Annotated in this window: 19 protein-coding genes and 1 pseudogene; 8 read left to right on the top strand and 12 right to left on the bottom strand. The window is 43.0% G+C overall.

Annotated features, from left to right (window positions below; genetic code table 11):
* Positions 1-36 precede the first annotated feature (36 nt).
* The 3 genes from GTQ43_RS37695 to GTQ43_RS37685 all read left to right on the top strand — a co-directional run bounded on the left by GTQ43_RS37695 (position 37) and on the right by GTQ43_RS37685 (position 1,975).
* The gene (locus tag GTQ43_RS37695) at positions 37-228 is read left to right on the top strand and encodes a hypothetical protein (RefSeq protein WP_265277276.1); all 192 of its coding nucleotides are present in this window, start codon (positions 37-39) and stop codon (positions 226-228) included.
* A 66-nt stretch (positions 229-294) separates the two neighbouring features.
* On the top strand, positions 295-1,689 hold the full coding sequence (locus tag GTQ43_RS37690) for an IS4 family transposase (protein ID WP_265277277.1): 1,395 nt from the start codon (positions 295-297) through the stop codon (positions 1,687-1,689).
* A gap of 52 nt (positions 1,690-1,741) precedes the next feature.
* Positions 1,742-1,975, top strand: coding sequence for a CHAT domain-containing protein (locus GTQ43_RS37685; RefSeq protein WP_414859190.1), 234 nt, complete (start codon positions 1,742-1,744; stop codon positions 1,973-1,975).
* Here GTQ43_RS37685 and GTQ43_RS37680 read toward each other — a convergent pair.
* Complete coding sequence (locus GTQ43_RS37680) at positions 1,936-2,913, bottom strand: hypothetical protein (RefSeq protein WP_265277774.1); 978 nt, start codon at positions 2,911-2,913, stop codon at positions 1,936-1,938. The genes GTQ43_RS37685 and GTQ43_RS37680 overlap by 40 nt on opposite strands.
* A gap of 64 nt (positions 2,914-2,977) precedes the next feature.
* Positions 2,978-4,936, bottom strand: coding sequence for a protein kinase domain-containing protein (locus GTQ43_RS37675; protein WP_321162555.1), 1,959 nt, complete (start codon positions 4,934-4,936; stop codon positions 2,978-2,980).
* Positions 4,937-5,428: 492 nt separating this feature from the next.
* On the opposite strand from GTQ43_RS37675, the gene GTQ43_RS37670 reads away from it, so the two are divergent.
* The 3 genes from GTQ43_RS37670 (at position 5,429) to GTQ43_RS37660 (ending at position 11,358) form a co-directional block, all read left to right on the top strand.
* A complete protein-coding gene (locus GTQ43_RS37670) occupies positions 5,429-6,940 on the top strand; it encodes an NACHT domain-containing protein (protein ID WP_265277772.1) in 1,512 nt (503 codons plus the stop codon).
* An 11-nt stretch (positions 6,941-6,951) separates the two neighbouring features.
* Positions 6,952-7,284, top strand: a complete 333-nt coding sequence (locus tag GTQ43_RS37665; protein WP_265277771.1) for a fertility inhibition FinO-like protein — start codon at positions 6,952-6,954, stop codon at positions 7,282-7,284.
* A gap of 765 nt (positions 7,285-8,049) precedes the next feature.
* On the top strand, positions 8,050-11,358 hold the full coding sequence (locus GTQ43_RS37660) for a plasmid replication protein, CyRepA1 family (protein ID WP_414859189.1): 3,309 nt from the start codon (positions 8,050-8,052) through the stop codon (positions 11,356-11,358).
* A gap of 402 nt (positions 11,359-11,760) precedes the next feature.
* On the opposite strand, the gene GTQ43_RS37655 is transcribed toward GTQ43_RS37660, so the two are convergent.
* The 6 genes and pseudogenes from GTQ43_RS37655 to GTQ43_RS37630 form a co-directional block, all read right to left on the bottom strand.
* Positions 11,761-12,690, bottom strand: coding sequence for a tyrosine-type recombinase/integrase (locus tag GTQ43_RS37655; RefSeq protein WP_265277770.1), 930 nt, complete (start codon positions 12,688-12,690; stop codon positions 11,761-11,763).
* Positions 12,691-13,653: 963 nt separating this feature from the next.
* Positions 13,654-15,780 carry an AAA family ATPase gene (locus tag GTQ43_RS37650; protein ID WP_265277769.1) on the bottom strand — a complete coding sequence of 709 codons (2,127 nt, stop codon included), beginning with the start codon at positions 15,778-15,780 and terminating at the stop codon, positions 13,654-13,656.
* 454 nt (positions 15,781-16,234) lie between these two features.
* Positions 16,235-17,356, bottom strand: a pseudogene (locus GTQ43_RS37645) (ISAs1 family transposase); the annotation flags it as partial.
* Positions 17,350-17,676: a hypothetical protein gene (locus GTQ43_RS37640; RefSeq protein ID WP_265277768.1), complete on the bottom strand. Its 327-nt coding sequence runs from the start codon at positions 17,674-17,676 to the stop codon at positions 17,350-17,352. The pseudogene GTQ43_RS37645 and the gene GTQ43_RS37640, both read right to left, overlap by 7 nt.
* A gap of 156 nt (positions 17,677-17,832) precedes the next feature.
* Positions 17,833-18,228 carry a hypothetical protein gene (locus GTQ43_RS37635; RefSeq protein ID WP_265277767.1) on the bottom strand — a complete coding sequence of 132 codons (396 nt, stop codon included), beginning with the start codon at positions 18,226-18,228 and terminating at the stop codon, positions 17,833-17,835.
* Between the two features lie 264 nt (positions 18,229-18,492).
* Positions 18,493-18,777 (bottom strand): hypothetical protein, encoded by a 285-nt coding sequence (locus GTQ43_RS37630; RefSeq protein ID WP_265277766.1) that lies wholly within the window; start codon positions 18,775-18,777, stop codon positions 18,493-18,495.
* Between the two features lie 107 nt (positions 18,778-18,884).
* On the opposite strand from GTQ43_RS37630, the gene GTQ43_RS37625 reads away from it, so the two are divergent.
* Positions 18,885-20,141 (top strand): ISAs1 family transposase, encoded by a 1,257-nt coding sequence (locus GTQ43_RS37625; protein WP_265276401.1) that lies wholly within the window; start codon positions 18,885-18,887, stop codon positions 20,139-20,141.
* An 11-nt stretch (positions 20,142-20,152) separates the two neighbouring features.
* Here GTQ43_RS37625 and GTQ43_RS37620 read toward each other — a convergent pair whose 3' ends face one another.
* From GTQ43_RS37620 to GTQ43_RS37605, 4 genes are all read right to left on the bottom strand, one after another.
* Positions 20,153-21,313, bottom strand: a complete 1,161-nt coding sequence (locus GTQ43_RS37620) for an FAD-dependent oxidoreductase (protein ID WP_265277765.1) — start codon at positions 21,311-21,313, stop codon at positions 20,153-20,155.
* Between the two features lie 38 nt (positions 21,314-21,351).
* The gene (locus GTQ43_RS37615) at positions 21,352-22,368 is read right to left on the bottom strand and encodes an aldo/keto reductase (RefSeq protein ID WP_265277764.1); all 1,017 of its coding nucleotides are present in this window, start codon (positions 22,366-22,368) and stop codon (positions 21,352-21,354) included.
* Between the two features lie 157 nt (positions 22,369-22,525).
* Positions 22,526-23,284 carry an SDR family oxidoreductase gene (locus tag GTQ43_RS37610; RefSeq protein WP_265277763.1) on the bottom strand — a complete coding sequence of 253 codons (759 nt, stop codon included), beginning with the start codon at positions 23,282-23,284 and terminating at the stop codon, positions 22,526-22,528.
* Positions 23,285-23,512: 228 nt separating this feature from the next.
* Positions 23,513-24,373: an NmrA family NAD(P)-binding protein gene (locus tag GTQ43_RS37605; RefSeq protein WP_265277761.1), complete on the bottom strand. Its 861-nt coding sequence runs from the start codon at positions 24,371-24,373 to the stop codon at positions 23,513-23,515.
* A 30-nt stretch (positions 24,374-24,403) separates the two neighbouring features.
* Here GTQ43_RS37605 and GTQ43_RS37600 point away from each other — a divergent pair, with 30 nt between their 5' ends.
* Entirely contained in the window at positions 24,404-24,574 is a 171-nt protein-coding gene (locus tag GTQ43_RS37600) for a hypothetical protein (protein ID WP_265277760.1), read from the top strand.
* Positions 24,575-24,781 lie beyond the last annotated feature (207 nt).

Below are 24,781 nucleotides of genomic sequence, written 5' to 3'. Positions count from 1 at the left end.
AAAAGCTCTAAGCTATACGGAATAAGGGCTACAGCTTTGAAAGCTATTGAACAGTGGAGGAGAGGTCAGGCGGTCGTCCAAGATGGCAGTGTCATGGAAGCGATGCCTACGGCGGTAAACTACGCCACGAAAGACACGCTGAGTTTGCGATCGCCTACGCCATCGCTTTGCCTTGCACCAGAAAGTGGAATCAGATATACAAGTTGTCTAAAAATTTCTGGTAGGTAGGAAAAGCTTACTCGTTCATGAAATACTTTCTTTCAAGACGAGCAAGCAAACATCATAAATACTACTGTGACACTACGAGTGCAAATTCTCAAGGATAAATTTCATCAAAGTCTAGGATTACCTTTTAAAGAATTATTGCCGGAATCTGCAATTAAGCAAGTAATCTCTGAGCTAAAAATTAAATATAAAAAACGGTTATTTGACCCATTTATAACCTTGTGGGCATTTTTATCTCAAGTTTTAGATACTGATAAAACTTGCCACAATGCTGTAAGTAAAATAATTGCATATTTGGCAGAATCAGAAGTAGAAATTCCGTCAACAGATACAAGTGCATACTGCCAGGCACGGGCAAGATTGCCAGAGAAATTATTGGAGAAACTTTTCAATGATTCGGCACAAAGCTTAGAAGAGAAAGTAACAACAGAAAAATTATGGTTTGGTCGAAATGTGAAAGTAATAGATGGCTCAACCGTATCTATGCCAGACACAGTAGAGAACCAAAAAGAATACCCTCAACCTAGTAGTCAAGAAGATGGATGTGGTTTTCCAATTGCTAAAATTGGTGTGATATTCAGTTTGGTGACGGGAGCGGCTGTTGCTTTATGTATAGACGTTCTGAACACTCATGATATTAAGTTGGCTAGAAAAATGTACAGCTTTCTCAAACCAAATGATGTGCTTTTAGGAGATAGAGCTTTTTGCGCTTACGCCGATATGTTTACTATCGAAAAGCTTGGTTGTGATGCCGTATTCCGTAAACATCAATCTCGCACAACCACTATGCGAAAAGGTAAAATTATTGGCGATTGCGACAAATTAGTTACCTGGTACAAACCTAAAAGTTGTCCAAAAGGATTGAGTAAGGATGAGTTTGATGCTTTGCCTCCTTCCATTACTGTGCGAGAAATTTACTATTACATTGTTATTCCTGGTTTTCGCACTCAACAAGTCAGCTTAATTACTACTCTTTTAAATAAATCTTCTTATTCTACTCTCGAAATTGTTGGACTTTATGGTAAACGTTGGGATGTTGAATTGGATTTGAGGCATCTTAAAACTACTCTAGGAATGGATGTTTTGCGGTGTAAAAGTCCCTCAATGGTACGCAAAGAAATTTACGTTTATTTGCTTGCTTACAATCTACTTCGTAGCTTAATGTGGTCGGCTGGAACTAGTTACACCACTCCTCCGTTACGCCTATCACTCCAAGGTACTCGCCATCATTTAAATAACTTTATTCCCGAATTATTAGCCGCAACTTCAACAAAACGTCTTAAAATTTATCGTACTTTACTAAAAGTTATCGCTCACAAGGCTGTTCCTGACCGTCCTGCTAGAAACGAACCACGAGTCCGTAAACGCCGCCCGAAAGCTTATCCTTTAATGACCAAACCCCGGCATGAATTACGCTCTTCAGTTGCAAACTGCTTAAACCGCAAGGGTTTCGGCTTTTCTTAGTGCCATTCTTCTCAGCGCCTGCGAAACTGCTAAAGGCAACAAGCAGTCAGCAATGGGCATTGCGGGAATGGCTGCCCAAGCAGGAGCGCGTAGCACTGTTGCTACTTTGTGGCGCGTGGATGCCGATTCTACCGCTTTGCTTATGCAAGAATTTTATAAAGGTTTGAACAATGGCTTGCCAAAAGCAGAAGCACTACGTCAGGCGCAATTGAGTTTACTGTCAAATCCTAAATATAAAAAGCCTTATTATTGGGGTGGGTTCCTATTGGTTGGAAGCTGGTTGTAAAATTCCACTAATTTTAGCCCTGATTGGGCTTTTTCTAACTCTTTGGAATTCTTACTGCTTTTGGCTAACTCAGCTGCCGTCAGGTATTCGGGTTTCGCCTCCTTTGGTAACTTGGCCTTCAGATAGCGATCGCCCAGTACTCTGTAAAGAGTCGGATTTCGGCTATTAGTTGCTGTTGCCGTTTTTAACATCTCAATTGTTTCATTTAAAAGATTTTCTGCCGTATAGATAACATCTACGTCAAGAATAGTTTCATCTGGAGGTAGCCCTAAGTCTTTGATGCGTTTAATCTTTTGTGCAATTTTTTCTTGCTTTGCTACAGACAATACGTCCACAAACGTTTCATCATAGCTAAAAGCTTGACCATCAATATATGCAAAAACATCTATTGTATATGGAGTACCTGGTTGAAATTCTTTTTCATCACTTGGGTAGGCAAGCCGAGTTTGATTTACAACTTTCTCCCACCCAAACTCGTAACTTTTTACTTTGACTTTGTAAGAAGTAGCACCCTTAACAGCTGTCCAAATTATTTCGGGACGAGAATTCAATGTTGATGTGCTATAAGGAGAAATTATTGTTGGCTCATCGCTCCCTTCTGTGCCTCCTTTTTGTATGCGACATCCATCAGTGTTGCTTGGATTGCAAGGAAATGAGGCTTGTTCAGATTCGGCACATTTATCAAGAGGAATAGTCCCACTAGGTATTTTTAAAAATTTTCCCGAACTAAAACATAAGAATTCTACAGAACCACCATTTAAAACTTCTAATTTATCTCCCTTACAAATTAAACTTCCTACTTCAAATCGTTTGTCGCCTTTGCTTATTATCCTTCCTAACGGTGGCTCACAACGAACCTGATTTCTTCTTACTCTTATGAGCGGTACATTTGCTAGCAATGGTAGATGAATTAGTATTAGAAAAGTTAAACAGCACATTCCCCCCCAAAAAAAAAATCAGCTTTTTCATTGTTTGACAAATATAAATTGTCTTAGCATCTTATCATTTGTCAAGTATGCGATCTAGTAATTCTTCTCTCCAGACAAACACTTCTGGTAGGCTAGATTTAGTCAATATACAAGCATCTATATAAGCTCTGGCGTAATTAAGTTGGCCTAATGATTCTTCTATTTGAGATAGTAAACAATATGCATCTGTTCTTTCACTGTCTAACTTTGTCGCTTTTTCTAAATATTTTTGTGCTTCATTTAACTTATTTTGCATTAACCTTGCCCATCCTAAATCTTTATACAACGATGCTTGCAACTCTTTATTATTAGTTTTTTTTAACCCGCTTAACGCTAAAGTAGCTGCGGCGTTATAATCCCCTTTTTTATTTTTCAATCTTGCTAAACCTGCAACAGCAAATATTGCTTGATCACTACTTCTGACAGCAATTTCATATTGCTTTTGTGCTAAATCATATTCTCCCTGTCTATCATAAAAATCACCTAATCCGTAATGTGATTCCCATTTATTAGGTTTTAATTTAAAAATTATCTCGTAAGTTTTGTTAACACAACTGTAGTCATATAACTGCTGACATGCAATTGCTAAATTATTATAAGCACTATCATCTTTAGGATTATATTTGATAGCTAGTTCGTAATTATTTCTAGCAATCTTAGGGTCATTTTGATGCTGTAAACCCTTCTCAAAGTAAAAAGATGAGACTGAGTTAGTTAAATTATGTCCATACTTTATTGCTCTTTGAAAGTCTTTCTCCGCATCGGCATTCCTATTTTCTTTATAAGCTTCTTTACCTTGATTCAAAAAATAATCTGCTACTGTGTATTTTAAGCTATTATTCAAATTCACTGCTTTTTGAAAATCGTTCTCAGCTTGGTCAAATTGATTTTCTGCATAAGCTTTTTTACCGGAATCTAAATAATATTTTGCTACTAGAGGTAAAGATGCATATATCAAACCAACAATACTCATTAAGCCTAATACAAACGCACTAATTTGAAATGGCTTTGATTTAATTACTCGATTAAGCTTTGATTTACTAGGTAAGTGCTCCAATCGCTGCAAAATTACTTCAGTAGTTGCTGGACGATTCCCTGGTAAAGGAGCCATCAACTCATCAATAAAATCAGCAAAAGGTTTGTCAATCTGTGGCGCATCTTTTCTCCAAAGCAAGTTCCCTGTTTTTTGATCTGTTGGTAGATTACTTAGAGGAGTTGCAGTAACTAGATTTACAAAAGTACAACCCAAGGAAAAGAAATCCGATTGAGGTACTGCCCGACCATTGATTTGTTCTGTTGGAGTGTAACAAGGCGTGATGACAGACGTAATTTCATATATTGCTTCTCTACCTACACTAGTTCCCCCACTTCCGCTAACTTTTGCTAAGTAAGTGTCAGTCACTCGCCGTGCAGTACCAAAATCAACTAATGCCAATTTACCATTTGGTTGGAGAACTATATTAGAAGGCTTGATATCTCGATGAAAAAAATTAGAACGGTGTACTGTATCAAGGATTTCAACTAACTGCCTAAGCCATTCTAATGCTAGAGATTGTGAAATTCTCCCATTAAATTCTATCCATTGCTCCAAGTTTTGTCCCTCAAATTTATCCATGACTAAGCAACGCAGCGTTAAGGGACTATTTTTAGGAACAAAAGTAAAAAAATCATCTAAAGTACTTTCAGGAATATTTGGATGCTGAATTAGTTGCAAAGTAAGAGATTCCTGCTCAATTAATTTAACTAATTTAGGCGATTTCCATTTCAGAACTTTCATGACTCGCTGCTTACGCACAGGGTTCCAACGAGTACCAGCATCATCTACTTCAAAAACTTCAAAATAATTAAACGGATCATCGGTAAGTGCCCTCAGTGGTTTGACTAGACGGATGCGGTCGTTAATTAGCAGCGAAGTGCCACAAGAGAGACAGTGTTCTATGTCATCAGGATTTCGACGGTGCTCACAAAGGGGATTAATACAGTAAGATGACATATAAGAGAAAATTATGTATAAGTATTGGTTACTTAGTAGTAAATAAGTATAAATTGTTTAACCATAGCTTTCTATGAAATTGCGGACAATTCAATAACTAAATCGCAGGGATCTAAGTAAATCAATAACGTTCCGAACTTATACCAAGCCTTATTCTACATATCTATCACTAATATAATCTTTGTTATTCAATTACTGGTAGCAAGTAAAAAATCTAAGTAATAAGGTGTGATTTAATGTACTATATTTTACTCATTTTTGATAATTCACTCATAAAAATAATGTTACTTCAACAAAGGAATCGTCATTTTGTCTTCATTCATCCACAAGTAACATCATTAGAAATTTGTATTGATACTTATTTGAGGTTAGGCAATTAAAAATGAAAAAATCTAGTAATATTGAGTGTAATCCAAGATACTCTCTAAATTAACTTGAATCTATGGAACTTCCCTTACGGGACTTCACTATCTCAACAGGACAAGTATAATCATGGATTTTGGTGACTTACACGAACTAAAAGTTTCAGAACCTTCTTTTTCATCCATTATCACAACAGTAGCAGAGCCTCCAGAACAAAGGTTTTCAGAAAAAATGACTTTTGAAGAAGCTTTGGTAGCAGTAAATGATTTGGTGTTTGCCAAACTGGGTAGACATCTATCTGAAGCTGAGATCATTGTCATGAAAGGAGCTTGGAATAGTCGTGAGTTTGTAGAGATAGCAGAAAACTCGCCTTACAGCGTTAATTACTTACAGCGACGTTTAGCTCCTCAGTTGTGGGATTTGCTCTCCGAAATAATTGGAGATGGACAACGAGTGGGAAAAAAGAAGCTTCGGTATTTTTTGGAGCAAGTAACCAAAAAGTATCCGGCTCAGTCTGCTTCAAATCGAGAGCAAGTCCCTTTTGACACTGGCTTTATGCAGAGCATTAAGGGTCAACCACCTAATATATCTACTTTTTATGGACGTATACAAGAATTGGCTCATTTAAAAGAATTAATAGTGAAGCAACGCTGTATATCGCTAGTAGGGGTAGCAGGAATTGGAAAAAGTGCATTAGCGGCAAAACTCTTAGCAGAACTTAGCACAGAATCTCAACCTAGATTCGATTGTTTAATTTGGAAATCAGTTACTCATGCACCACGAGTCCAAGACTTAGTAGCTGATTTGATTGAGCTAATTGATCCCCTAGAGCCATCTTCAAATTTACCTGAATATACGCAAGCAATGATTTCGGTGTTGGTGAAGCAATTGCAATCACGCAACTGTTTGCTGGTATTGGATGAGACTGATGCATTGTTCCATAGAAATAAATTGGAGCAGAGGCTAGAGTACAAAATACTCTTTCGTCGATTATTGGAGGAGCAACACCAAAGCTGTCTGCTTCTAACCAATCGAATTTTCCCTGAAGAGTTTAGTACTTTAATGAAAGCTAAACGTCCAATTCAGTATCTTAGAATTGAAGGTTTAGATTCAGAAGCAGCAATGCAGCTTTTATCTGCTAATGGACTAACAGATAAAGAGAAGTGTCAAAAATTAATCCATACCTATCGTGGTAATCCTTTGGAATTAGAGACAGTAGTGGAGAAAATTCACCACTACTTTGCTAGTAGTACGGAAAAATTCTTTAGAAAGTATACTACGTTTGTTAGCAGCGAGTTTCAAGCAATGCTCGACGAGATGTTTGGCGAAATATTAAGTGAAACTCAGAGGCAGATCATGATTTATTTGGCAGAGAAAATAACTTTAAATTTAAAACCTGTTAGTTTTGAACAACTGTTAAATGATACAAGTCAAAGGCAGAAAACACCTGTATCTACTTCAGAGGTGATTAAAGCATTAGAACAACTGGAAAGACAGTCATTAATTGAAAGCAGCAAAGACCCAGTTACAAAAGAAATTAGTTTTACTCTACAACCAATAATTAAAAAGTATATTACGACAGATCCTCTGGGGTTAGTCCATACATCTAATACTTTACCAACATTAGCGATCGCATCTTAAGAGAGGTAGCTATGATTGCAGAAAAACTAGAAATCACAATTAAAATCAACGAACTGGCACAACCCAAGACCGTAAAGAACGCTTGGCAGCAGTTTGACCTAGACTGTGACGGACGCATCACAACAATCACAGTTAAACCAAAGAATTACAAGAAACTGACCGATATAACCAGTAATTACCCACAGTGGCTAGCAGCAATGTCTAACGACAAGCCGCGAAGCGTCTACGCTGGCAAACTTGGTCAGTCAACTGAGCTTGGGTTGGTGTTAAAGTCACCCAAGATGAAAGTTTTCGAGCGCAAGCCCAAGGCAGAAAAGACCCCTGCGGCAGGTGCTGCTTCTTGAAAAAGGATTACCCAACTAGGGTAAGCTGAAACCAATACTGATAAATATGGAGGAGTCGAACACAAACATTGCAGAATCTCGCTAGATAAGGAAATACCACAAGTTATGTAAGATTAAGCTGATTACGTAAAGGAGGACAAGGTGAAGATACAACAGTACGAGAAATTAACGCACAAAGCGCCACTAAGGAGTAGCGCTTTGTGCGTGTCTTAAATTTCATATAACCTCAGAGCGGGGTTGATCTCGATGGAACAAAATCAGTGGTTGTTAAAGTTTGGCGACTAAGATTACCACTAAAAATGTCCAACTGAGTTTATCCGCGCTGCTTCTCCTATTGTACAGGGGTTGTTACCAGAACGTCGAACTTTTGGTGACAAGTTTTTTGTTGTCGAAATTCATAAGTTTCTGTAACGTTAAGTTTGATTAAGAAATATCCCGAATTTTGTAGTTAAAAGCAGCAGCAGCGCGAATAACAGTTACCAGTTATCAGTTATCAGTTGGAATTCACAGTCCTTGATAACTGTTAACTGTTGACTGATAACTGATGCAACCCCCTCTGAACTTGAAAACCAAGTAATCAGGGGAAAATATCGTGATAAAAAAAGAACGCCCCAAGAGCGCAGTATTAGAGCGTATGGGGTCGAGTGCAGCCTTCGCACGGAAACTTTTTGCTGTAGCGTCGGGTAATTTCAGGAATATCAAGGCTAGAGCAAGAGTTTCACCGATTGAAAGAGTTCTCTCCAAGGAATTCCAAGGGGAGAACCGATGAATAATACCCCTAAGAAAACGGGGTCAAGCTTAAAGGGAAAAGGGAAAAGGGACGGGGAAGAGTTAACAACTTCTTCCTCCCCTTCCCCTTTGCCCCTTACTCTTGACCCTGGCGTTGCCTCTCCAACTGAATACCCAAACAACCTCACGGCTGCTGAATACCATGAGCTAACAGTTGGTAGTGCGATTCATCCAGCACTGATTGAGAGCAACTTCTTCCATATTGAAGGAGAATTAATTTACGACTACCTGTTCATCTCCAATAAAATCCCTCGGAAAAATGCCGGTCGAGTCACGGATGCATACATCAGGCAATATCAGCATCTCTTGTTGGGTGGAACATGGATTCAATCACTTGACCCATTCAAGAACTGGCAACCGATGGAGTGGGGAAGGATCAAGCCCAACTTTCCTCGCATTGATTGGCAAAAAGGGAAACCCGTCAAATACGAGTCGCCCCCCAAAACCCCCAACCGCGTTACCTACTTTGATGTCGCTAACCCCATCTGGGACAAAGTTGCAAAGCGTTATTTAATTAAGCGCTATCATTCCCTTTTGGCCCTGCGCTTACTAGATCAACTCAATCCGCTAATATTCTGGGAGTGGGTTCGGCAACATCCAGATATTCCGATTATCTTATGCGAGGGTGAGAAGAAAGCCGCTTGCTTGCTGAGTCTGGGGTTTGTAGCGATCGCACTCCCTGGAATTTGGAACGGGCGCGTGGGCAAACAGGATTTTGATGAACAATTGCATCCTGACTTAGTACCGATGGCTCAGGTGGGGCGCAAGTTCATTATTTTATTCGACTACGAAACCTCTTCTAAAACCAGGTGGTCGGTGTTTCAAGCCACTGTTCGCACTGCAAAAGCAATTGATTCTGCTGGTTGTGAATGTGAAGTTGCGCTGTTGCCAGGGCCAGAAAAAGGTGTAGATGATTTCGTGGTAGCCAGGGGTGAAAATGCTAACGCTCTACTGACCGCAATCATCAATGATGCTAAATCACTTGCTGATTACAAGCGCTCGTATCGGGCTAAAAAATGGGGACTAAGTAAATACAAACCAGATGTCACAGTCAATATTAAATATTTGACCCAAGCACTCTGCATTCCGGATCTGGAGGAAAAATGTTCATCTGTCCCGCCACTTTATGATATCGCAGAAGAAAAATTCTTTACCCCAAGTGTTAGCTCTACAAGCTGTGGAGAGGGAGAAGGAAAACAAGAGTTAATAATTTCTGACTGCCCTGACCACAAACCCAGTACCCAAAATCCCAAAAAGTCTTTCCGTTTTCCAGAAAAAGGGCTAGTAGTCTTGTGGAGCGACATGGGTACAGGGAAAACTGAACTTATGCGCTGGTGGCGTGACCAAAACCCCGACGCGCGGTTCCTCAACAATGGGCATCGCGTAAATTTGCTGAAAAATCTTGCCGAACGCTTGCAGACAGCCATGTACTCCGACTTGGGTTACACAGGTTTAGCCCAGGCCCAAGCCCTTAGTATTACTATTGACAGCTTGCATAAGCTGAATACTCAGTCTCTCACTTACGGCTGCATATTTATAGATGAAGCCTGCCAATACCTCACCCACTTACTACACAGTAATACTTGCAAACAGCACCGTGCCGCCATTTTGGAGGTACTGGAATATATAGTATACAACGCGCCACTGGTCGTCATCGCTGATGCACACATGGATGATTTGACGGTGAACTTCTTTCTTGCAATGCGACCAAAAGGTGAAGTACCTTACATCATTAAAAACGAGTGGCGAAATGGTTCACGCACAATTTATTGGTACGAGGGGGATAATTCTAGTGCCCTAGTCGCCCAAATCTCGGCAGCGCTGATGCTTGGTGAGAAAATCATGGTTGCAAGTGACAGTAAGCGTTTCATCAAAAAACTCGACAAATCCTTTACTATCAAGTACGAAGAATCTAACTCCGAAAAATCACATACACCTCAAAAATGGCGCATCTGGTCTGTTCACTCTGACAATTCTGGTAGTGATGAGAATGTTGCTTTCATCAAAGATATCACCAACGCCGTCAAAAACTTTGATGCCTTGTTCACTTCCCCTAGCCTGGGGACTGGTGTCGATATTTCTGAGTATCATTTTGATTTAGTGTTCGGTGTCTTTCACGGCGTAAGCCAGACAGCTACTGAGTGTGCCCAGCAACTGTACCGTTATCGTCCAAAAGTCCCGTTTCATATTTGGGTGGCCCCGCGTCCCCCCTTTGGTTACAAGGATACTAACGCATCCAAGATTAAAGAGCGCTTGCTCCAAACCAATGAAATGACCGCTTTTCTGTTGCGGATTAACAGAGAAACGGGTAAGCGGGGCGCAGAGAAAGATTGGGCGCTTGAGGCTTACTGCCAAATTATGGCTAACCGCCACTATTCTCTCAATAATCTGCGTGATGATTTGCGATCGCTCCTCACAGAAATGGGCAATACATTTATATATGTGGGAAGTGATTCAGATCCTCAATCTCTCGAAAGTCTTAAAGCAGCAGCACAAGCTTTGGATCTTGCCCACAATTCGGCTGTTGCCAAGGCTAAGAATATTACTTTGAGCGAGTATCGCGCCCGTCAGAGCAAAGATTACCTTGACCCTAATGAAATTTTTGAATGCGAAAAATTCCGCATTTCTGATTCTTACGGCATCGAAGTTACCGAATCGCTCGTAGAAATGGATAAAGGTGGTCGATTAATTAGAGCTATCGCCGGGCTTGAGGCCATTTTAGCAAAGCCCGAAGAATCAATTGTTGACCCCAAAACTGGGCAAAGTTATCCTACGCCACCAACAATTGTCACCCAAAAAGACCGCACCGAGCGCGACAATCTACCTTTGTGCATCGACTGGGGCAATTACTCGGCACGCTGGTTGGCTAGATTTAACCTTGGGCTGCATCAGATTCTCAAGCGTTTAGTGAAGGGTGATGAAGTTACCGGCTCGGATACTCAATTAGTTAATATGACAGCGATCGCTATACATTGTGCTGCTCACGTCAAAGCAATTCTTGGGTTTACTATTCCCAGTGACTGTAAACCTATTTGGTTGCTGGCCACAATGGTAGAGCAACTGGGGTTAAAGTTGACCTTCCGTAAGCAGGGTCAGCGGGGTCAACAGGTGAAACTTTTCTCTTTATCTAAAGAGGAATTAGAATTTGCAATGCATGTAATTGCTCATCGCGTGGAAAAGCGTAATCAAAAAGAAAATCGAACCTATTATGCTGCTCAAACCTCTGCTGCGTATAATGTAAACCCCAATCAGCAGGCCGTATCCGTCCCCCCCCTGATGCTATAGGGAACTCCCATTGCCAGGGGGAGGATACTACCGAATTTGAGTCACCTCCGACAGATCGCATTACGCTACTCCACTGCGTAGAAATACTTCGCTCTGGTATTTCTCGTGGAGTAGAGGCAATTAAAGGCATTCTCAAGCGATGGCAGAGTGATCTGCGCTGGGAGACGGTGCTGGAACTTGAAGCGATCGCGGCAAATGAACTGCGACTTGTGGAATCTCAAGTTCCTGAATTTTATGAATGGCTATCGGTTGAAGTGTTGCCTATGGAGGGGGCTGGCTAGAGAAAAATCCCTTTGGCATTTGAAAGCAGTTTTTCTGCTTAGTTTCCAGTAGCAATCGATGCCACTGGTTCTTATTTGTGCTGCATTCTCACTGGTTAAAATCTTAGAGTTTGTGTAAATGTCAAAGATCCATCAAGTTTAAAGCGCTACTGTCATTAGGTCTAGCTTTAAGATAGCGATCGGTGATGGCTAAATTGGCATGACCCAAAGTTTCTTTCACCAGCACTGGATTAGTCCCGCGCTCAATCGCGTGAGAACCGTGGGCATGACGTAACCAGTGAGTAGAAACCAGTTCGCTTAATCCAGCTTCTTGTGCAATTGCTTTGACAATCGGGTGCAAGTTTTGACGGTCGAGATGTCCCCCTTTTTGACTTCGGAAAACTGCGTTTTTTGGTAAAGCTTGACCTTTGAACTCCATTAGTTCTGCCCACAGCTTCGGCTTAATGAGAATTGTGCGATTTTTGCTCCCCTTGGCTTTTCTCACGTACACCTGTCCACTATCACTGCGGGGTGTCAAATCTACCCAAGTTAAATTACAGATTTCACTTGCCCGTAACCCTGCCTGATACAAGAGTTTGATAATTAACAAATTACGTAGGGCTGTGTACTGTCGTTTGGGAGTTTTCGCATCAGCTAAATGCTTATTGGCTGCCCGTACCAACAATTTAATATCAGCTTCATCAAGATAGCGTTCGTTGATTACATCTGGTAATTCACCCAGTTTTAGTGCCATACCCACATTAAAAGGGAGATATCCAATTTTATGAGCGAAACTAATCAAGCTTTTAGCACAAGCTATGTATATCCGCTTTGTGCTTTCGGCATTGCCCCCAAAAGAACTAGCGTATTCTACCAAGTCTTCATAAGTCACTTTTTTGAGCGGCTTGTCCAGAAAATCCAGAAATCGCCTAGTGTATCGCTGGTAAGCCCGAATAGAAGACGACGCTTTTCCCTCCAACCACAGCGCAATCAACTTCGCCTCCGCCTGCGCTACTGGCAAGGAAGCGATCGCCTTTCTATGGGCTGTTATGTGGACAAGAGAGAGCGTCATTTTTATTACTCCCTTAATAATCAGACACAATAGTAGTTTCGTCTGGTTTTATAGTGTCTGATTTTTATTGTCCTTTAAAATGGGCGTTTCAACTCATCCTCAAGCGAATGAAAATTTCTCGATTTTTGCGTATAGTACACCTCTAATACTGAGGAGCGTGACAAACACAATACTGTTATGCAATTGTTCAGCAGGGTATTTATTTTGAAAAACCTAAAAGTAAGTGAAAAAAATAAACTAAAAATGACTTTATAGTTAATAAATGATATAAGAGGTCAAAGAGCGTCCTCCAAAGTTTATTTACGCGGCAGTGTACTGCTTTTTAAGCGTTATCACGCCATAAAACTATAGAGTCATTTTTAGTTTATTTTTTGAGAGTGGTTTGATAAAAGAAAGGCAGGAGGCAGAGGGCAGGAGGCTCAGTTGGAAGAAAAGGTACAAACCTCGCCCCTAGTGGGCGAAAAAGTAGGAATATTCTTTTCGTTAGCGTTGCGGCACGAAGTGCGATGCACAGCACGAGAAAAGATGCGTCCGTAGCACAAACCTCTTCCCTTCATGGGAGAGGTGTCCCTTCTGCCAACTGAGCCTCCTGCCTCCTGCCTTGCCGCCTTTGGCGGCTTGATTGCTTTGTGTTTAAGACACTTTTTTTCTAGAACCGCAAACGGGAGCTAGAGAAGTAGTTTCTCAAGAATTGCCAAGGCACTTACCAGTAATGAAATGCCCCGCCGTCGCTTACGAGACACGGGGCGAAAGCACAGCTAGTAGTCTGCCAACCCAAAAATGCGCTTGTGAGGACTGGGGAAAGGGGAAAGGGAACTGGGTTTGGGATTTAAACCCTTTACCCATTCCCCCTTCCCCTTTACCCCACTTTCGTGACGAAAGCGAACTACTAGCTACTTCTTTTCTCACTCTTGATTGAGAGCAACAACCGCAAGCCGGGTGAAATTGTTAAGTTGAACATTTCTAAATTGCAATCGTCGGGTGCAAAAAAGCGCTTTCCAACCGCTGCTGTAATCGCGTATATCGCAGTTGGCCATCACTAGAACGCAAAGCCTTGGATATCGCTTTCTTGGAACCAACGACAATCGCTAACTGCTTGGCAGAAGTTAATGCTGTGTACAACTGTTCACGAGACAACATCATATAAGGCTGCGTATAAATTGGCAGAATCACTACCGGATATTCAGAACCCTGGCTTTGATGAATGGTGAGGCTCCAGGCGAGGGCAATTTGATTTAAGTCTGCTCTGGTCCTAACGACAGTATGCTTACGATACTGCACAGTAACTTCCATCTCTTCAGGATCAATGACCTTGATAATTCCGAAGTCGCCATTAAAAATTTCGTGATTATAATCATTAGTCAGTTGAATGATCCGATCGCCTTCTCGTAATAAATTCCCGCCCCTGGTAATCTCTACTTTGTCGGGACTGGGCGGATTAATCAACTGCTGCAATACGGTATTGAGGTTACGAGTCCCAAGCAAACCCCGCGACATGGGGCAAAGCACTTGCACATCAGTAGCTCGATTGTAACCCAGGTGGGGAATCAAGTCTGTAATGATTTCGGATATTGCTTTAAGACCATGTTTGGGGTGATGACCGCCGCCGTGCCACAGACACTCAGACACGGGATTATCGGAAATCGGTTCAATAGTGGGAAACTGGCTTCGGTTAATTTGGTGAGCAGCGGTGATAATTGCGCTCTGTTGGGCTTGCCTAAATACCTTGGTCAACCGCACCACCGGAACGTGACCAGAATTAATCAAGTCAGCAAGGATTTGACCGGGACCGACAGAGGGTAACTGGTCAATGTCACCCACTAGCAGTAGTTGGGAACCGTATTGTATCGCCTTTACCAAAGAAGATGCCAGAAACAAATCAAGCATACTAGCTTCTAGCGCGACAATTGCGGTATGGGGTAAAGGGTTTTGATTATCGCGTAAGAAGCCCATTGTCTTTGGGTCAAATTCCAACAAGCAGTGTATCGTCTTGGCTTCGAGTTGTGTGATTTCACTCAGGCGTTGAGCAGCGCGTCCAGTTGGCGCAGCTAAGGCGATAGATTTGCCCATTGCTTTCCACAGAGAGACTATGGTCTGGGTGGTGAAAGTTTTACCGCAACCGGGGCCACCAGTAAGAATCATTACCCTTGAATATGCAGCCATTTCTACCGCTAGCCGTTGCTGTGGTGAAAGTTTGATTTTACGACTCTTGGTGAAGCGCTCAATCCAGGCGCGAACACGAGGCATATCTTGTGCAACTGGTTGGCAAAATCTAGATTGTATTAATTGAGCAAGGTTCTGTTCGGTGTGAAAGTAGGTTGGTAGATAACATAGCAGCGTTTGGTCTTCGCTTTTCTCGCGGATTAAGTCATCCTTGAGTGCCATGTCTTTGATAATATCAGCGAGGGTATCTTCTTCGGGTGTGTGATCTGCTGTAGTCAGCAGTTTGATAACATTCTCAATGAGTTTTGGCTGGGGTAAATAGCAATGCCCATCGGCAGCAGCTTCGTTCAAAACATGAATTAAAGCAGCACGGTAACGGAACTGACTATCAGGCGCAACTCCTAAATTAAAGGCAATTTTATCAGTTCTCAGAAAACCAATACCGTAAATGTCAGCAGCTAACTGGTAGGGATTGCTGGTGAGAGTAGCGAGTGCTTCATCCTTGTACTGCCTGTAAATTCTGACTGCATAAGTAGTAGAAACGCCATGACTGTGGAGAAATAGCATTAAATAAATGTAAGAGATGTAAGAAAATAAAATAAAAATAAGTTGATAGCTAAATAAAGATATTTTGAATTGAAGCAGAGACTTCATATTTGGGTTATGCCATCGGCGACGGCGACCCGGACGCGAACAATCCCACAAACTATCGAGTCTGCCCCAGTACCAGCGATGAATTGTGTCGCGTACAGTCTGTGGATGCCATTTTAAGTATTGTGCGATCTTTAGCACTGTCCATCCAGCGGCTGATAAGCGTAGTACAGTGGCACGACTTTGAGTTCTTGGTGGTATACCTTTTGCTTGAGTGAGTGCTAGTAGGGCTTGATCTTCTATTGGTGACAGGTCAACTTTTAAAGGCGCTGGCATCTTGGTCAGGGGTAAAATATTTACGACTAAAAGAGATTATCCCAATTTGATGTGCCATTTTACTTTATTGAATTCTATTTACGAACGCCAAGATGCTCACTGATGACCGAAGGGACTTTAGGTGATTGCGAGTTAGTTTTTGATGTCAGAAATTACACAGTTAAAAATCCAACTTTAACGTCGCTCGTGCTGCATCATGATACTTGTCTAGGTTAGTATATAGTCTAGCATTGCGTTCATTTGGTCTATTTACCTAGATGAACATAATGCAGAAAGTTTTCCTGCATAGCGATGCCCATGCTAGTTATAATTACGTAAACAGGTATTTACATTGGTTGTGATCAAGAGTAATTTAACTGTTGATGTATTCTGTGAATCGTCTAATAACAGATAGGCAGGGGTTTGATTCAGTACATCAGTTAGGATTGCCGTCGCCAGGGTAAGAGCATCTCAATCAGGCTTGACACAAGGAATCAGAAGAATCTAAAGTATTGTCAATGAAACAACTGAGAACCTGAATCATATAATTGTTATCCATAGCGGTGCGTTTCATTTTTTGACGAAGACTACGTTTGTAGGTCTGTTCACGGTTAAGAGCATTGAGAGCGAAGCGTCGTAAAAGAGCAAAATTTTGGGGACTGTGGAAAGAACGAATGCGACAAGCGTCTTCTGCAAAAGTACAGTCGAGAGTCCAGTGAGCCTCGTTTTCAATGCCCCAGTGTTTTCGGATAGCCCGACCGATAATTTGAGCATCACTGTTTAAAGAAGTGAGATAAAACTGAACCTCACGAGTAGTTTTATTCCAAAGATGACGAACACGGACAACCATAACTAGAGATTGCAAACCTGCCCATAATTTGGGTTGATAAAGCTCACCGATAGCCGCAATGGGTACAGTCCAAACTTCACGAATTTCCGTGCGATGATGTGCTTTTTCAATCCGTTTGTCATAACTAACATTAATCCCCGAAAATTGCTCTGCTTGCGCTTTGTCAAACCATTCTTTGACTTGAGAATAGAGCATGGGATGGTTGGCTTTCAGTGCCAGGACATAATCAGCTTTTTTGGCGATAATCTGTTTGGCAATTTCGGTTTGTGTTCCCATTGCATCAATGGTGATGATACAGCCAGAGATGTCTAGCATTTCTAACAGTGCTGGAATGGCGGTGATTTCATTGGATTTATCTTCTACTTTCACTTGTGCCAACACTAAACTGTGCTCACTCGCCCAGGCACTTATAAGGTGGAGTGCGCTTTGACCTTGATTGCGGTCATAAGAACCCCTAATTGTCTTTCCATCTATGGGGATAATTTCTCCTCCCATGTTTGTGATTAGGGTTTCTACCCATCTCAAGAAACATCGATTTAATGCTTCTGGGTCGATCAACTCAAACACTCGTCGAAATGTATCATCTGAGGGAATACCATTTGGTAATGCCAGAAACTCTTCTAACCATGTTTGCTTGCTGATGCCATAATTCTCGATGTCTTCCCACCCTTGTGCTCCAGCTATGATTGCTAAAATTGCGATGACTAAGATATCTGTGAATTGATGTTTCTTCGTCCGCTCTACTCTTGTTGGCTGGCTGCCCCATTTCTATCCCAAGCTGAGTATGCTCGCCGATAGTCTTGACTGGAGATCGCGCTGTAGTAGTCACGAATAGCTTGGACGGCTGCCTGCTGAATCGGTGTAGCGCTTGCAACGCTCTGTGTGGGAGATCCAGACACCGGGGCTGGACTAGATGAGATCGAGGAATTTGCCACCCCTGGAGTATTTGCAGAGGGTAGTTGTGATTTGGCAGGGGCACTGTAGGTTGTGATGGCGATCGCGACTAGCACTCCTCCAACAACTGCACAGCGCTGTTTTAGCCTGGTATACGAAGAAAAATTCAACATTGAAAGTACCTCCTTGAAAATCTGTTTTGGTTGTGATGCTTAAAATCAATAATTCGGACGGCTTCTGTCAGGAAAGCTATCTGACGGATAGAGTACTGATTAGAAGAAAACAAGCACTAGACATAAACAGATAGCTGCTTGCCTAGACGAATGGGCTTATTGATGGATCTGGTTTCTGACAAAGAGATTTTCTACACTCAGTAAGATGATTGGTAGTCCCAGAGACACACTTACAGTTGTCTCAGTCGCCCAGGGGTGGCTCATTACATTGGAGATCGCTGAAACGACTACCGATACAATCAGAAACCAGGGCGCGATCGCCACAAAGTTTTTTTGCCAAGCGGGTTTATCGCTCAGTCTCGCTTGGCTCCGTTGTGCAAATTGATGCCAAAATGGGAAGGTCGTGAATACAGCGAAAAGATATAACAGTCCTGCATCTACTAATAGGATGGTCTTGACGTTCGGAGTCATATCAAGATGCTGAAGGGCGAACACCGTTAGGCAGACTCCCGCCGCGAGATACAGGAGCGTAAACAGGGTAAATCGTCTCATGGTTTTCTTATGTTCTGCTAAATTCTGGAAAACTAGAAATTTGAGGTAGTGACCAAATTTGGTTTTCGATAAAAAAGGATTTTAGATTATGAAAATCATGTTTCAATTCGACAAATAACTTAGTGCATTAGCACTTTTAACGATTACTTCGGTTGGTGGAACTATGTTAACCGCTACAAAGTATTTGCTCAAACTCAACTATCAGGAGATGTCTAAGATGTAACTCTGTGATCTGCGGATTTAATTAAAGCCCAAGGTTGCGTTTTACAACTTTGAAAACAGCATGTTTAACCCTTCGGTCATCGTGGGATGAGTCAAAACGCCATCGCGCAGAACGGTGTAAGGCATCTGAGCTTGCATCACCATCTGCACCGTCGAAATCACTTCCCCCGCTTCATGACACAACAGGGAACAACCGAGAATACGACCTGTCTCAGTATCCACGATCGCCTTCATCAGTCCATCGGTTTGACCAAGAGTTTTTGCTCTAGGAATCGCTGAGGCATCCAGGGTAAGCGCATCTAATTTGGTATAAAGAAAACTTGACAAGTTCTAGAAGATAGTATTAATGAATGTGTAAAAAATAGACTTGACGACCGAGCAAGATCAATGAGATGAATTCAATTACTCGATTGAAATCTCCTGGAGCCAAATTGATGTCAGAGGGCTTTGAAACTAAATCTGCTGATAGTGTCAAAAATACTCGTTGTCAGCCAAAATCAAGAAAAATAGCAGACATTGGCAGTATTCAACAAAGTCTAGTTGAGCATTTCTCGGATATCAAAGACAAGAGAGTAGAGCGGACGAAGAAACATCAATTCACAGATATCTTAGTCATCGCAATTTTAGCAATCATAGCTGGAGCACAAGGGTGGGAAGACATCGAGAATTATGGCATCAGCAAGCAAACATGGTTAGAAGAGTTTCTGGCATTACCAAATGGTATTCCCTCAGATGATACATTTCGACGAGTGTTTGAGTTGATCGACCCAGAAGCATTAAATCGATGTTTCTTGAGATGGGTAGAAACCCTAATCACAAACATGGGAGGAGAAATTATCCCCATAGATGGAAAGACAATTAGGGGTTCTTATGACCGCAATCAAGGTCAAAGCGCACTCCACCTTATAAGTGCCTGGGCGAGTGAGCACAGTTTAGTGTTGGCACAAGTGAAAGTAGAAGATAAATCCAATGAAATCACCGCCATTCCAGCACTGTTAGAAATGCTAGACATCTCTGGCTGTATCATCACCATTGATGCAATGGGAACACAAACCGAAATTGCCAAACAGATTATCGCCAAAAAAGCTGATTATGTCCTGGCACTGAAAGCCAACCATCCCATGCTCTATTCTCAAGTCAAAGAATGGTTTGACAAAGCGCAAGCAGAGCAATTTTCGGGGATTAATGTTAGTTATGACAAACGGATTGAAAAAGCACATCATCGCACGGAAATTCGTGAAGTTTGGACTGTACCCATTGCGGCTATCGGTGAGCTTTATCAACCCAAATTATGGGCAGGTTTGCAATCTCTAGTTATGGTTGTCCGTGTTCGTCATCTTTGGAATAAAACTACTCGTGAGGTTCAGTTTTATCTCACTTCTTTAAACAGTGATGCTCAAATTATCGGTCGGGCTATCCGAAAACACTGGGGCATTGAAAACGAGGCTCACTGGACTCTTGACTGTACTTTTGCAGAAGACGCTTGTCGCATTCGTTCTTTCCACAGTCCCCAAAATTTTGCTCTTTTACGACGCTTCGTTCTCAATGCTCTTAACCGTGAACAGACCTACAAACGTAGTCTTCGTCAAAAAATGAAACGCACCGCTATGGATAACAATTATATGATTCAGGTTCTCAGTTGTTTCATTGACAATACTTTAGATTCTTCTGATTCCTTGTGTCAAGCCTGATTGAGATGCTCTTACCCTGCTGAGGCATCCAGTTTCGCCACATGGATGGCATACCCTTGTTGCTGTGCTTCGGTTTCGGTCAAACCCACATGAGCCAGTTCGGGATCAATGAACAGACAGGATGGAATCAATCGCTCGCACGTGCTGCGGTTGCCACCATCAATCAGATTTGCTTTGACAATGCGGTAATCATCAAGCGAGACATGGGTATATTGCAGTCCTCCATTGATGTCGCCTAACGCCCAAATCCCCGGTATGTTTGTTTCCAGGCGCTCGTTGACTACAATAAACCCGTGGGCATCAGTTGTCACACCAGCAGCGGCTAAATTTAAGCTATCAGTGGTTGGCGCACGACCGATAGCGACGAGCAAATGTGAACCTTGGAGGCTAAGGGAGCGATCGGCAACCTGGATCTGAAGGACAGTCGCATTGTCAACGCGATCTACTTTCAATACATTTGTCTTCAGCAAGAATTCAATGCCTTCTCGTTCTAGCAGCGTTTGAACGGCGATCGCAATATCTGAATCTTGATTTGATAGAATTTGCTCACTATGCCCAATCACAGTCACGCGAGAGCCAAAGCGCTGGAACATCTGGGCAAATTCCAACCCAATATAGCCACTCCCAAGTACGATCAGATGCTCCGGCAACTGTTCCAGTTCCATGATCGATTCGCTCGTCAAAAAACCAGCTTCTGTGAGTCCAGGTAGCGATGGAATTAACGGTCGTGTGCCTGTATTGATAAAGAACCGTTCTGCGGTGAGTAAGCGAGTGGTGTCAACCGTTGTCACTTCAATCGTTTTGGATGACACAAACCGTCCCACTCCAACTATCAGTTCGTGACCCAGAGCAGTTTCTAGATTGTGCAAATTCATTTCACGCATGGACTGTACGACAGATCGTTTGCGCCCAATTACGGCTGCTAAATCAACAATGGGTGCATTGGCTTTAACACCGTAAGCAGCGCTGTGTCGCACAGTATTGGCGACCTCTGCACTGGCAACCATCGTTTTGGTAGGGATGCAGGCGATGTTGATGCACCCACCACCAATCATGGTTAAGCTGCGTTCCACCAGAGCGGTTTTACGTCCGTCCGCGACTAGCGCTGGTGCTAGGGTTTTACCTGCTTTGCCACTGCCGATAATAATGTCGTCGTAGTATTCAGGGTTCATTGCACATCTCCTTTAAGGTGCTGTCTTGGTACACAGCTTCAATTTGGCTGAGATCGTCTGCTGTTCGTTAATGCCTCTTGCAGCGACCTTATATCAGTGGGGTAGCTATCGCCTGCGGCCACTCCTTTTGGTGCAACAACTTCAATTCGGTTCAGGTCGTCTGTTGTCAGCTGAACTTCTGTTGCTGCAACGTTCTCCTCCAGATATTTGCGCTGCTTGGTACCCGGAATGGGAATGATATCTTCTCCTTGGGCTAACAGCCATGCCAGGGCGAGTTGACTGGGCGTTGCTCCTTTTTCAGCCGCAATCGCCTTTACTTGCTCCACTAATTGCAGATTTTTGTAGAAATTCTCTCCCTGAAAGCGAGGGGAAGATCGGCGGTAGTCGTCTTCTGAAAAATCATTTGGGCTGGTGAATCGTCCTGACAAAAAGCCTCGACCCAATGGACTGTAGGGTACAAATCCAATACCTAATTCCCGCACTGTGGGCAGAATCTCATCTTCGGGATCGCGGCTCCAGAGGGAATATTCCGTTTGCAGGGCAGAAATGGAGTGAACAGTATTAGCCCGTCGAATCGTGGCTGGAGTGGCTTCTGAAAGTCCTAGATAGCGCACTTTTCCCTGCTGCACCAGTTCCGCCATTGCACCAATCGTGTCTTCAATGGGGACTTCCGGATCAATCCGGTGCTGATAATAAAGGTCAATCACATCTACACCTAACCGCTTCAGCGATGCATCACAGGCTTGATGCACATACTCTGGCTTACCGTTAATACCGTTCCATCCACCCTCTGGCGATCGCACAATGCCAAACTTCGTTGCGATCGCTACCCGATCGCGACGGTCTTTGATGGCTCTGCCTACCAACTCTTCATTGGTAAAGGGACCATACATATCGGCAGTATCCAGTAAGGTAATGCCGAGTTCTAATGCCCGGTGAATCGTGGCGACCGCTTCTCGTTCGTCCTGTCCACCATAGAAATCAGACATTCCCATACAGCCCAGTCCTAGTTCTGAAACCACAAGCCCTTGATTGCCGAGTTTGCGTGTTTTCATTGGTAGTTTCCTTGATTTGCCTATAAAACTCTGAATTGCCAACCGAAACAGTGTTAGAGGTCTAATCTGCGGTGTGGACACGCTTTTGAGAACTCAGCGCAAAATGTTCTGTGCAGAAACCGCAAAAGATCCTAACCTGCCAGAGGAATGTTTTTCGTTATTGCACGATAAATCCACCATCAACTGTGAGCGATTGTCCAGTGACAAAACTAGAAGCGTCTGAACAGAGCCATAATACAGCATTTACCACTTCTGACGACGTACCAATCCGACCCATTGGCTGCCCTTTGATGAAATCCTCGGTCGCTTTTGGATTTGCTTTGAAAAGGCGATCGAGCATTTCGGTTTGAATTGGGCCCGGGCTGACGGCATTCACCCGAATTCCTTGCTTGACAAATTCTAATGCCACTGATTTTGTTAGCCCTTCTACAGCGTGTTTACTAGCAGTGTAAATCGGCACCATTGCACCACCGACCAAACCCAAAACTGAACTAGTATTGACGATCGCCCCACCGCCACTTTTCAACAAGGCTGGAATCTCATGTTTCAAGGACAACCATACTCCTTTAACATTGATATCCATGATGCGATCGTAAGTAGCTTCGGTTTGCTCTGCTAACGGTGTGGAATCTTGTTCCACTCCAGCATTATTGAAAGCAATGTCGAGTCTTCCATAGTGTGTCATTATTTTCTCAATCAGTATCTGCACATCGGCTTCTTTAGAAACATCTGTCGTCACAGAAAAGCCTTCCCTACCCATTGCTTGAATCTGTCGAATTGTTTCTTCACCTTCAACTTGCCGACGACCTGCAACAACTACTTTTGCTCCAGCTTGAGCTAGAGCTAGAGCGGTTGCTTTACCAATCCCTGATGTTCCACCTGTAACGAGTGCGACTTTTCCAGATAACGTAGTCATTGTTAATTTCCTTGGGTGTATTTTGAGACATGATTCACTGAAATAGGGTGTCATAACATGGGTATAATCCAATACGGTTCAGTTAAGGACAAGACTTATCCAAAATTAAGAAAAAACGAACCATAAAGGGCGCAAAGGACACAAAGGAATAAGAGTTTTAGAGTTTTTGCGTAAGTCCTGAAAGGTTTTTGGCGCTAACTGAACCGTATTGGGGTATAGTCTCCTAAATCATCGCTCCACCAAGCTTTTCAGAACAGTTTCCAGTTCGACTTCGCCTTTGATGGAGCCAGACTCACCACTCTCGAACTCGATCCAGCCCTCGTTGAAACCGTCAAGCATCCGAATGCGCGGCTCTGAATCGGCTGTACCCTGAGCCTTGAACAGCGCCTCCCAGGTTTCGCGGGGAACTACCTCCGCATGTACCGGACGACCCAGAATCTTGGAAAAGCCCTTTGCAATGTCATTCGGCGTTACCCGGTGCGGGCCTTCGATTTCGACGATTCGCCGTCCACTCCAAGTCTGTTGCAGCAACTCGGAGGCAACACGACCGATATCCGCCGTCGCAATCATCGGCACAGGTTTATCCAACGGTTGCAGGAAGCTTTGGATAATGCCACTCTCTCTGGCGGGTACTACGTCCCAAGCTGCGTTCTCCATAAACCAGGCGGGACGAAGAAAGGCGATCGGCATCGGCAGATTCCCCAATACTTGCTCTAATATCTGAAGTTGAGTCAGTAGGTTCGACTGGGTTGCCTGTGCGCCAATGGTGGACAGGCAGACGACTTTGCCCGGATGCACTGCTGCGATCGCAGTACGCAGAGCAGCGACAATTGCCCGTGTTTCGGGAAAGCCCGGTGATGGTGCAAAGTTTGGCGGAATCACAACGAAGACACCTTCAGCTTTTCTAAAAGCTGCTGTGAGTGCGTCAGCATCGTTCATGTCCGCTAGGGCAACTGCACAACCCTGCTCGACCCAGGCAGTTCCCTTCTTAGCATCACGGATCACAGCGCAGACAGACTGATTGTCGCTCAACAATTTGCGGGCGACGGCACCGCCGACCTGACCTGTAATTCCAGTAATAGCGTACATTTCGCTCTCCTTGTAAATAGCAGACAATTGTTGAAGAAGAATTCAGAAGTCAGAATTCAGGAGTCAGAATTCAGGAGTCAGAATCAAGACGCTCTCTACGAGACGCTGCGCGAACGCGGACTCGCTAACGCTTCTCTACGAGACGCTACGCGAACGCTATCAGTCGGGGATTCAGACCTGCGACTGATTGAAGACCACTAAATTTTCAATTTAGTGGGGTGCAAAAACGCCGATTATTCATCCGCCAGTCGTACAGAAATGCTGAATTCTGACTCCTGACTCCTGAATTCTGTTTCAATAAAGATCCTTAAAACCATCTCTGGGAGTGCATTTTAGCGATTTTCCCCAAATATTACGCTCTAACAAGAGTATTCCAATCACTTCTATGTGCTAGCTCAAGATCGTCGA

The sequence above is a fragment of the Nostoc sp. KVJ3 genome (genome assembly GCF_026127265.1).
Classification (GTDB): Bacteria; Cyanobacteriota; Cyanobacteriia; order Cyanobacteriales; family Nostocaceae; genus Nostoc.
This window is presented reverse-complemented; position numbering and strand designations above follow the sequence as displayed.

Coding starts and splice junctions, on each gene's coding strand:
- GTQ43_RS37685 (WP_414859190.1), top strand. CDS start 1,742: ATGGGCATTGCGGGAATGGCTGCCCAAGCAGGAGCGCGTAGCACTGTT.
- GTQ43_RS37680 (WP_265277774.1), bottom strand. CDS start 2,913: ATGTGCTGTTTAACTTTTCTAATACTAATTCATCTACCATTGCTAGCA.
- GTQ43_RS37675 (WP_321162555.1), bottom strand. CDS start 4,936: ATGTCATCTTACTGTATTAATCCCCTTTGTGAGCACCGTCGAAATCCT.
- GTQ43_RS37670 (WP_265277772.1), top strand. CDS start 5,429: ATGGATTTTGGTGACTTACACGAACTAAAAGTTTCAGAACCTTCTTTT.
- GTQ43_RS37665 (WP_265277771.1), top strand. CDS start 6,952: ATGATTGCAGAAAAACTAGAAATCACAATTAAAATCAACGAACTGGCA.
- GTQ43_RS37660 (WP_414859189.1), top strand. CDS start 8,050: ATGAATAATACCCCTAAGAAAACGGGGTCAAGCTTAAAGGGAAAAGGG.
- GTQ43_RS37655 (WP_265277770.1), bottom strand. CDS start 12,690: ATGACGCTCTCTCTTGTCCACATAACAGCCCATAGAAAGGCGATCGCT.
- GTQ43_RS37650 (WP_265277769.1), bottom strand. CDS start 15,780: ATGCCAGCGCCTTTAAAAGTTGACCTGTCACCAATAGAAGATCAAGCC.
- GTQ43_RS37640 (WP_265277768.1), bottom strand. CDS start 17,676: ATGTTGAATTTTTCTTCGTATACCAGGCTAAAACAGCGCTGTGCAGTT.
- GTQ43_RS37635 (WP_265277767.1), bottom strand. CDS start 18,228: ATGAGACGATTTACCCTGTTTACGCTCCTGTATCTCGCGGCGGGAGTC.
- GTQ43_RS37625 (WP_265276401.1), top strand. CDS start 18,885: ATGTCAGAGGGCTTTGAAACTAAATCTGCTGATAGTGTCAAAAATACT.
- GTQ43_RS37620 (WP_265277765.1), bottom strand. CDS start 21,313: ATGAACCCTGAATACTACGACGACATTATTATCGGCAGTGGCAAAGCA.
- GTQ43_RS37615 (WP_265277764.1), bottom strand. CDS start 22,368: ATGAAAACACGCAAACTCGGCAATCAAGGGCTTGTGGTTTCAGAACTA.
- GTQ43_RS37610 (WP_265277763.1), bottom strand. CDS start 23,284: ATGACTACGTTATCTGGAAAAGTCGCACTCGTTACAGGTGGAACATCA.
- GTQ43_RS37605 (WP_265277761.1), bottom strand. CDS start 24,373: ATGTACGCTATTACTGGAATTACAGGTCAGGTCGGCGGTGCCGTCGCC.